The 9706-nt window shown below is 41.0% G+C and carries 12 protein-coding genes and 1 pseudogene; 1 reads left to right on the top strand and 12 read right to left on the bottom strand.

All coding sequences use genetic code 11. The features are described from left to right. The 12 genes and pseudogenes from BFS05_RS05455 to BFS05_RS07205 all read right to left on the bottom strand — a co-directional run. Positions 1 to 481: pseudogene (locus tag BFS05_RS05455) on the bottom strand (hypothetical protein); the annotation flags it as partial. Between the two features lie 21 nt (positions 482 to 502). Further along, on the bottom strand, positions 503 to 928 hold the full coding sequence (locus tag BFS05_RS06695) for a DUF7689 domain-containing protein (RefSeq protein ID WP_445351588.1): 426 nt from the start codon (positions 926 to 928) through the stop codon (positions 503 to 505). A 396-nt stretch (positions 929 to 1324) separates the two neighbouring features. Then, positions 1325 to 2572 carry a phage portal protein gene (locus BFS05_RS05445; RefSeq protein ID WP_103084961.1) on the bottom strand — a complete coding sequence of 416 codons (1248 nt, stop codon included), beginning with the start codon at positions 2570 to 2572 and terminating at the stop codon, positions 1325 to 1327. Between the two features lie 11 nt (positions 2573 to 2583). Next, complete coding sequence (locus BFS05_RS05440) at positions 2584 to 4176, bottom strand: terminase large subunit (RefSeq protein WP_103084960.1); 1593 nt, start codon at positions 4174 to 4176, stop codon at positions 2584 to 2586. A 125-nt stretch (positions 4177 to 4301) separates the two neighbouring features. Further along, positions 4302 to 4526: a DUF7678 domain-containing protein gene (locus BFS05_RS05435; protein WP_004125772.1), complete on the bottom strand. Its 225-nt coding sequence runs from the start codon at positions 4524 to 4526 to the stop codon at positions 4302 to 4304. Between the two features lie 150 nt (positions 4527 to 4676). Then, positions 4677 to 4961, bottom strand: a complete 285-nt coding sequence (locus tag BFS05_RS05430; RefSeq protein WP_103084959.1) for a transcriptional regulator — start codon at positions 4959 to 4961, stop codon at positions 4677 to 4679. A gap of 162 nt (positions 4962 to 5123) precedes the next feature. Then, on the bottom strand, positions 5124 to 5288 hold the full coding sequence (locus BFS05_RS06835) for a hypothetical protein (protein ID WP_180978615.1): 165 nt from the start codon (positions 5286 to 5288) through the stop codon (positions 5124 to 5126). Next, positions 5272 to 5922 (bottom strand): virulence protein, encoded by a 651-nt coding sequence (locus BFS05_RS05425; protein ID WP_246979759.1) that lies wholly within the window; start codon positions 5920 to 5922, stop codon positions 5272 to 5274. Before BFS05_RS05425 ends, BFS05_RS06835 begins: the two co-directional genes overlap by 17 nt. 98 nt (positions 5923 to 6020) lie before the next feature. After that, positions 6021 to 7256, bottom strand: coding sequence for a site-specific DNA-methyltransferase (locus BFS05_RS05420; RefSeq protein ID WP_103084957.1), 1236 nt, complete (start codon positions 7254 to 7256; stop codon positions 6021 to 6023). A gap of 14 nt (positions 7257 to 7270) precedes the next feature. Next, positions 7271 to 8056 (bottom strand): S-adenosylmethionine synthetase N-terminal domain-containing protein, encoded by a 786-nt coding sequence (locus tag BFS05_RS05415; RefSeq protein ID WP_103084956.1) that lies wholly within the window; start codon positions 8054 to 8056, stop codon positions 7271 to 7273. A gap of 10 nt (positions 8057 to 8066) precedes the next feature. Further along, a complete protein-coding gene (locus BFS05_RS05410; RefSeq protein WP_014554461.1) occupies positions 8067 to 8618 on the bottom strand; it encodes a P27 family phage terminase small subunit in 552 nt (183 codons plus the stop codon). A 160-nt stretch (positions 8619 to 8778) separates the two neighbouring features. Further along, entirely contained in the window at positions 8779 to 8964 is a 186-nt protein-coding gene (locus tag BFS05_RS07205) for an HNH endonuclease (protein WP_258004268.1), read from the bottom strand. 283 nt (positions 8965 to 9247) lie between these two features. Here BFS05_RS07205 and BFS05_RS05400 point away from each other — a divergent pair, with 283 nt between their 5' ends. Beyond that, on the top strand, positions 9248 to 9661 hold the full coding sequence (locus BFS05_RS05400; RefSeq protein WP_103084954.1) for a hypothetical protein: 414 nt from the start codon (positions 9248 to 9250) through the stop codon (positions 9659 to 9661). Positions 9662 to 9706 lie beyond the last annotated feature (45 nt).

Below are 9706 nucleotides of genomic sequence, written 5' to 3'. Positions count from 1 at the left end.
AGATGTGTATAAAGACAGAAGCCATCCTAAACTCTAACGAATTTTTCCAACCATAGTCAGAATTGTAAACAAACTTTTCGCCAGTTATGTCTTCAATAGCCATAGCTAGAATATATTCATAGCATCCAGCATCTCTACTATCATAAATAGCATCGTAAAGAGGTTTAATTGCCTTCAGTCCCAGTTTCAATATTCTTTGATAGTTTTTAGAATTCCTAATAAACTTTCCTGGATGTGCCTGCATAGCCACTTGTGGATTAGTCTTCGTCTCAGTTTCTAATTCCACCATCAACTTATTCATGGATCCCTTTATATCATCTAACGTTTCAGCATAAGCTACGTTTACTGGCATCAATTTATGAGCTATATTCCCACTATTCTTTGATGCTGGATTATTTCCAATAATAAAAATTCCAGTAAATACAAATAGAACCAATAAAAGTAAAGTTCCTAGCGAAATATACATTTTTTTCTTAGACATAGTATTACACCTCCTAGAATTCTAATTCGCAGTGTATTTGTGTTGCAAAGAACCATAAACAGAATTAGGGTAATAAGGATCATGACTACCATGGTTAAACAGCTCCAATTGTCCCCATTTAGCACGGCACCACTTAAGACCAGTAACCTTTGCAAAATGAACAATTTTATCAGGAGAATGACCATACACTAGAATAAATGGATCATATTTATAAGGTCTATAACCTTTCTTTGCCAGATAATTATCCAATTGCGCTTTAGTAGCACCATCATCACCAAAGTCACTAGGCCATTCGTACGTCATACTACCAGTTGCAAATCCTAGACAATTATATGCTGGCGTAGCCTTATCGCTATAAAACCATGTCCATGAAATACTATCATAAAACGATTTTGGTTGAGATAAAGTATACGCATAAGCAACAGAATTGGATGTGAAAAACAACATTCCAACAACCATTACATAAGTGGTTATTGCTGATAACATCTTTCTTTTTCTAATCATTTGTAAGCACCTCCTTAAAAACAACATCTTTAACTAAGATTGAGATTAATCAGATTTTATCTCGAATGATCACTATTCTTGTACATTTTATGATTTTTTTTATAATGTCACATAAATTATTCCATCCTTTCTGCTATTATTAATTTGTTGTATACTCTCATAGTGTAGGATATTATCTTAGCTAAGTATCCATAGAGATTAAATTCTATTTTTCGCTTAACGTTAAGATAATTCGTTATGTCTTCGTTGCCTAAATGATTCATCCACTGTCTAAACAGTTATAATAAAATAATATTAATATAACATATTATATTAATATTATCAAGACACAAATTCATCTTAATCACCTAACTTATTTCTACCAATTACAGTGAACGCTCCAGCACGGTTAAGCGGGAGCATGTTACCGTTAATCAAATACAAGTCACCACCCTCACAGGCGGGAATCTTATCCAAGTTTTCTAACTGTCTAATATCGTTCGCGCTCATCCAACCGTTTTGACGAGCGGTAGCATAACCATTCATACGACTCTGATAGTCTCCTCGAAGAAGACCATCCACGTTAAACTTCACATAATAAGTTTCTTTCTCCTTATCAGTAAAAAGCCGCCTCGTAATAGACTGTTCAAAACGCGCCACCCAAGGATCCAGCGTGTATTTCACAAACTCCAACGACTGCTGCTCAATATTAGAAAAACTCGACTTTTCTAAATCACCAACCATGTGTGGTGGGACTCTAAAAATACGAGCAATCTCGTTAATCTGAAACTTACGAGTTTCAAGAAACTGTGCTTCGTTAGGCGAAATAGAAATAGGCGTATACTTCATGCCTTCCTCTAAAATCGCTATCTTATGCGAGTTAGAACCCGAGAACCCCTTATTCCAACTATCCCTCATACTTTGAGGATCTTTCACTGTACCGGGGTATTCCAAGATTCCACTTGGTGTAGCACCGTTAGCGAAAAACGATGCACCATACTCTTCCGTAGCTATCGCCATACCGATAGCGTTTTTTGCCATCGCAATAGGCGAATAGCCAACAAGACCGTCAAAACCAAGACCGGGAATATGAAGCACGTCAAAAGGTTTAAGTTTCACACTCGTTTCTTTACCCGCTAAAACATCACTATCATTTAACGTATACTCGTAAAAAATTTGACCACTCTCATCCCGGTCAACTCTCATACGATCAGGCATTAAAGGGTATAAGCCTAAAACCTCGCCTTTACCGTTTCGAATAATCTGCGCGTAAGCATTACCCCATAACAGTAGATGCGTCATCAAGGTTTCTCTAAACACGAAGCTTGTCATTTCAAGATTCGGCTCATCATGAAGCACCTTATATAAAGGATGTTTAATCGCTTTAGCCGTACCCGTACTCGTCCGCTCATACACGTGAAGCGGCAGACTCGCCACCGCTTCAGACAGGATACGCACACACGAGTAAACTGCCGTCATCTGCATCGCCGAACGCTCATTCACCCTCTTACCAGAAGAAGACATGCCACTAATAAACCTTTGAGCATTCAAGTTAAAACGATTCTCAGGCTTATCCCTACTCTTAAAAATCTTACTAAAAATATTCACGACCCACCTCTTTACATGAATAGGATTCCTCGAGCGTCATACACGCTTTGAGTGTTCGCGTTACCGCATCTTATAGCACGGTCAAGTGCCATAATGGTTGCGATAGCACCGTCTATTTTCTCGGTTGATTTTTCCTTATCTGCCTTAATGTTTCCTGCAGGATCAGTGCGGATGAAAATGTTATCCATATTCCAGCGAAGCACCGGATGCCCTGCGTGTGCGATTTTCTGCTCGAGCACAAGCTTCATAAGCTCCTTGGTAGGCGGACTCATATCCTTGAACCCTTGTCCGAACGGAACCACGGTAAACCCCATGTTTTCAAGGTTTTGCACCATTTGCACCGCACCCCAACGGTCGAAAGCAATCTCACGAATATTGAAACGTTCACCTAAAGTTTCGATGAATTTTTCAATAAACCCATAGTGAACAACGTTTCCTTCCGTAGTCTTAATAAACCCTTGTTTTTCCCACACGTCATACGGCACGTGGTCCCGTTTCACGCGCAAACTCAAGGTTTCTTCAGGCACCCAAAAATAAGGTAGGATACGAAACTTATCCGACTCATCTAAAGGCGGAAACACAAGCGAAAAAGCCGTAAGATCAGTGGTGCTTGAAAGGTCAAGACCCCCATAGCAGACCCTGCCCTCTAGTTCTTCCTCGTTCACCTGAAAACCGCAAGCATCCCATTTTTCCATCGGCATCCAACGAATAGACTGTTTCACCCACTGGTTAAGACGAAGCTGACGGAAAGCATTCTCTTCACCGGGATTTTGCCGGGCTGACTCGAAAGCAGCTTTAACTTTCTCCATTTGAACCGTCACCCCAAGAGAAGGATTAGCTTTCTTCCACACCTTAGGATCCGTCCAATCATCCGAATCTTTTGCACCATAAATCACGGGGTAGAAAGTTGGATCAATTTTCCTACCCTCGATAATATCCACTGCTTTCTGATGCGTCTCATAGCAGATAGAATGCGTATCCGTACCAGCCGTGGTAATCAGAAAATATAGTGGCTGCATGCGAGCATCCCCGGAGCCTTTAGTCATCACGTCAAACAGTTTACGGTTTGGCTGCGTGTGAAGCTCATCAAACACGACACCGTGAATGTTAAAACCGTGTTTAGAGTACGCTTCAGCCGACAACACTTGGTAGAAACTGTTAGTTGGTAGGAAAATAATACGTTTTTGCGAAGCTAAAATTTTAACCCTACGATTAAGAGCCGGACACATTCTAACCATGTCAGCCGCCACATCAAACACGATGGTTGCCTGCTGACGGTCAGCCGCACAACCATAAACCTCGGCACGCTCCTCATTATCCCCACAGCATAAAAGCAGTGCCACTGCCGCGGCAAGCTCACTTTTACCCATTTTCTTAGGTATTTCAATATACGCGGTATTAAACTGACGGTAACCATTCGGTTTAACCACGCCAAACAAGTCTCTAATAATCTGCTCCTGCCAGTCAAGGAGCTTAAAAGGCTTACCAGCCCACGTTCCTTTCGTGTGTGTTAAACATTCGATAAAACTTACAGCATAATCCGCTAAATCCTTACTATACGTTGAATCTTCTTTTTTAAACTTAGTAACCTCGTACGCTTGCAACTTAAGCTCCTCCTTTCTTTAGGCATAAAAAAAAAGACGCTTACTTGCGTCCACATCATTTCCTTATCTTTCCTACGAGAAACAGGGCCTCAAAGCCCTGCTACTTTTAACTAAACTTAAAGTTTTTAGTTTCTAGCGTCGAGGATCATTTCTAAAGCCTCGTTTGCAAGCTTGCCTGTTGGCATCATGTCCCAGCCTCTATCGTAGTTTGCGATAACCTTGTTATTGTTTTTCAAAGTAAGCTTGGAAATTCGACCCTGGTTAATCCCATATTCGCTTGGCTCTTCAAAAACCTTCATACTGTAGCTTACAACCTGATTTTCTACTTTAAGCGTATCTTGTTCCCACATGATTTTTTCTCCTTTTTCTGTGTTTTTTGCTGATACTATATATCACTCTAAAAGCACAGAATAGCAAGCCGTAAACGAGAAAAAATCGCGGATAATTCCACGATTTTTCTCCAGCCTTCCAACCCTATGGCTGACTATCCCCCCTTTCTTTTAGCTTCTTGCTTGTTGAATCGCTTGATAAGCTTTTTGAATATCCTTGTCCAAGGTTTCAGCATCCGCAAACAGTTGAAACTCCGTATCGTTTAGTTTTCCTCCGCTTGCCTTCCAAAGCTCCTCGTGAGCTTTACTGGCGCAGGTTTTTGCTGTTTGCGCGATGTCGAGCATGCTGATAGCCGAACTAATTTTCCCTTCTTCAGCTTTTTTGACTGCGTTTAATGTGTAGCGTCTGCATGTTTTAACTTCGTTTGCGAGGTTTTGTAAAATTTCTTTTTTCATGAGTTTCTCCTTTGCGCACGTGTTTTTGCTGATACTATATATCACTCTAAAAGAGCGCAATAGCAAGCTTTTAAGCCAAGAAACACCGGGTATTTACACGTTTTTCCCCACCAGTTTTCGCTAATTTTTTTACTCTTAAAAACCGTTAAAATGTTTCTAAAATCATGCTGAAATAATAATCACCCAAAAATCATCTACTACAGTAAAACATACTTTTACAAAAACCTCGTTCTCTTGCTCTAAAATCGCGAAAATTTCTTCAACCAAAGAGCCTGTAGTACAGTCTTCACTCAACACGTACGCCTGGTCTTCACTCGCATACAGCATTACGCTCACCCCCGTTTCTAAAAGCGCAGGAGCCTTCTAAACGGGAAAGCATAATTTTCCTGTCTTGTTTAAACTCGTCTCCTATAAACCCGAGTCTAAGAAGAAAACATCTGAAAGCATACTTATCGTTAACCGGCTTATGCTTACTATTATTAACGCGTTTAATTTCCACGCTCATTTTACAAAGACTGTTTATAAACTTCGCATAGGATGCCAAGCCTGGTTGGTTAGCCTGCTCAAACCAAGGAAAAATAAGCTTATCATCTTCTTCCTTAATATTAAGACTGTTCACTCCTAACGCTTTTTTAATAAGATCACCCTTATTATCAAGAATTTTCCTAAGCTTTACCACATCAGCCTTATCTTTAGGAAACTCAACACTAAAACATTGCGTACCATCACACGCGCAGACTGGAAGACTTATACCATAGTCAGCGTCTAACATGTTTTTCAAATCATCTAAGTTCTCTTCACTACTACACGTGACCGTACCATCTTTACTAATGTTGAAAACACCTATCCTGTAAGACATACTCGGAGTTTTTAAGTAAACAGCCTTTACTCCCGTAGAATCCTCTATAGCTTTAATAAGCGGCTGCCTATCTTTTCCTTTTAACCCGTATTTTAATTCCATTTTTCCTCCTTTAGATTTTTTCGGGTACATATATAAATCACTCTAAAGAAGGTTTATAGCAAGCGTTTGCAAACTATTTTTCATATAAAATACGAGTCTTACTTGTTAGTACATACTTCAGTAAACGAGTATTCTTTACCGCCTCTTAAAACTTTCACACTCTTATCATTTCCAACCTGCTCAATATAACGTTTCACAATCACGTCACAATATTTCTCGTCAAGCTCGATAGCGTAGCAGATTCTACCCGTCTGCTCGCAGGCTATAAGCGTGCTACCACTTCCAGCAAACGGATCTAACACAAGCGAGTTCGTCATACTCGAGTTTTTAATCGGATACGCTAAAAGAGCTATTGGTTTCATGGTTGGATGATCAGCGTTTTTCTTAGGCTTTTCAAACTCCCAAACTGAAGTTTCTTTCCTACCCGCGTACCACTTGTGTTTACCTTTTTTCTTCCACCCATACAAACACGGTTCATGCTGCCACTGGTAAGGGCTTCTACCCAACACCAGAGACGGTTTCTTCCAAATACAACAACCTGAAAGATAAAACCCCGCGTCCTGGAATGCTTTTCTAAAATTCAAACCCTCCGTGTCAGCATGAAACACGTAGATAGACGCATCATCTGCCATCGCCTGCTCCATGTTCACGAACGAGTTGAAAAGAAACTGGTAAAACTTATCATTCTCCATATTATCGTTTTTAATTTTCCCAGCAGAACCCTCATAGTTCACGTTATAAGGCGGATCAGTAACCACCAGATTCACTTTAGTATTCTCAAGAAGCGTCTTATATGTTTCTAACTTAGTAGCATCACCGCAAATAATACGATGCCTGCCAAGCGTCCACACGTCACCTGTTTTAGAAAAACACGGTTCTTCCAGCTCTTTTTCAACATCAAAATCATCATCACTCACGTCTTTATCAGCATCAAAAATACTGGAAAGCTCCGCCTCGTCAAACCCGAGAAGATCAAGATTAAAATCAGCTCCTTCAAGCTCCGATAACTCAACAGCTAATAGCTCACTGTCCCAGCCTGCGTTAAGTGAAAGCTTATTATCCGCAATAATATAAGCACGCTTTTGTGTTTCAGTTAAATGATTTTCTTTCACGCACGGAACTTTTTTAAGACCCAGTTTTAATGCCGCGGCAAGCCTGCCATGCCCTGCGAGAATCGTATTATCCTCAGCCACTAGAATTGGGGATAGAAAACCAAACTCGCGAATACTTGCCGCTATCTGAGCTACTTGCGCCTCAGAGTGCGTGCGAGCGTTTCTCACATACGGGATAAGCTCACTTACGTCAGCCAAATAATACTGCATTTCTTTTTCCATAAGCTTTCCTCCCGTCAGAAAAGACCCCAGCAAGCCAGCTTTTCAAAACCACCCACCGAGTCAATATAATCTTTCGCAATTTCCACAATCTGCGCATACGGTTTACCATCAACCATCTCGTCCCCGATAGCACAAGAAAACTCAACCACCCGGCCGGTTTCCTGCGCTTTCAAAAACGCGTAAATGTTAACCGACACGTCAGCTTTCGTAAGATCCTTACCATGAAGACCGCCGCCCGTAACAGCATCAGCCATGTCTGACCCGAGTTTTCGGTTAACCGCTCCCGTATCCACGCTGATACCACCAGTCCAGTCGCCTAAAGGATTAACAAACGCATTCGGATAGTCTTTCAATAAGTCTTCTCTTTTAGCGTGAGACTGGCAGATGATAAGCTTTTCACCATCAAGAACATACTTGCCGTCATACGGATACTTTTCATAAACCTTTCGGGCAATAGCCGAGAGGTTCTTCTGCTCGCCTGTTAGTGGCATGCCTTTAAAAATCCCGTTATCACCCGAGCGAACCATACCATCCTGGTTTCGGCTTAAATGCTTATCCTGTGGCACAACCGTAATATCAATCTTTACTTTCCCAGGGCTTAAACGGTGGATAATATTTTTAATATCCTTAAACTTAAACATCACCGTGCTTTCAATGCACACGGCACACTTACCATGCCCGAGCATCACTTCAACAGCAATCTTCGGATTCTCATCCAGCTTGTAAGCAAGATCAACAATTGCTCCAGCAATACGATCCGCAATCTTGTCGACATGTGACGGGTTTACTTTTTCTATCATAATTTTTCTCCTAAATGTTTTTACGTGTAATAAGCAGGCGTTCCATTAAATCGTTTTGAGGTGAAACGCCATCAAACTCAGTCGAACAGTTTTCTTTCACAATCTGGAAAATCTCATTCCAAAGCCTGACCGCCTGATTCATGTAGTTAATACCAATGTTGATAAAAGGCGATGGTATCGGTTTACCCGTGGTCGGATGCTTGGAAAGAAACCCGAGTTTACTGGTTACTTCCTCACATTGAATCCAACGAGCACAGCTCATCGCATACCGTTCAATAAGAGGAGATGGGACTTTACTGCTAACACCAATGTCTTTTAGCCACTTCCATGTTTCAGCGAAAATTTCTTTAGCCTGAAGCTGAGTGCCGTCTTTTTGCGTGGCGGATAAAAACTCGTGAGGCTGAGGCATTTCAGCACCTTCAAGCTCCGGAATATCAAGCACGCTTAAAGGCCTGCCACCGGGGTTTCCTTCACTCGCTTTTTCAACAACCGCTTTCTTTTTACGCCCGGCACCCACGCGTCTGCCGCCACGACCGCCGATATTATTTGATTTTGTAGGCAAACTTTCCGCCTCCTTCCCACGTGAGTTTTAACTACTAAAAATTTTTTGTGTTTGATTTTGCCTATTGCCCTTTTGATTTCGCTGTTTTTACGCAAAATACCCTGCGCCCGTTCCCCAGGGAATAGGTTTTTAGAGATTTTGACCGCCCCTGGGGTGGTTTTTATTTGTTATGCCAGCGGTCTCCACGCTTAGCGTGAATTTTAGAGTGACAGGATTTGCATAGAGAAATAAGATTCTCTCTAGCGTGCGTTCCACCTTCAGCAATCGGTTTAATATGATGAACCTGCTCAACAGGCACAAGCATATGGTTCTTAAAGCAAAGCTCACAGAAAGGATGCTCTCTCACATAAGAATCCCGCACTTTCTGCCACGCTCTGCCGTAACGCTTGTGAGCATCATAAGGACGCTCGTATTTTTCGTAGCGTCGGTTCTCTTGTTTTAAATGTTCCTCGCAAAACCTGCCGTCAGTTAGGTTCGGACAGCCTTGATAAGAACACGGTCTTTTAGGTTTTCTCGGCAAGACTCATCCTCCCTTTTCAAGTAAGATAAATTAACGTAAAATAAGTGAAAAATAGTCTGTCTATGACAGTAGGCATCCACTTGACTATATAAATTTAAGGAGGTTAGTTATGAAGAAATCTGTATATCAAGCTATACGATTATTCCTTTTTTCATTATTACTCCCTCTTTTAGGACTTATTATCAATTCTCTTAAATCACTCGATTGGGAAATTGTTTATGACTCACCCTTTTTACTCATTGTTATAGCTCATGCACTTGGTTTAACAAAAATTCTTCTTTACTCGATTGTTGTCAATCAAAAAACACTCGAAAACTTAGGAGTTTGTAAAACCATCGCTATCGCGCTTATCGCCCCTGCTATTGATTTATTGATATTACAAGAGTCTCCTCGGCAATTGGGTAGTAGCTGGACTTGCACGTACATTACATTTTTTATTACTCTTGAATGTATCCCAACTATAATTCCAATCATTGTTAAAGAGTTTTTACGAAGAAGAAACCAAAAGCACAAAGGTGATTGAGAATAAAGACACCCTCAATCACCTCCGTGACCTGTTATCTCAATA

Origin of the sequence: Gardnerella coleohominis, from assembly GCF_002896555.1 — a bacterium.
Taxonomy (GTDB): Bacteria; Actinomycetota; Actinomycetes; order Actinomycetales; family Bifidobacteriaceae; genus Bifidobacterium; species Bifidobacterium vaginale_F.
The sequence above is the reverse complement of the archived record's forward strand: the minus strand, read 5'-3'. Positions and strand labels throughout refer to the sequence as shown.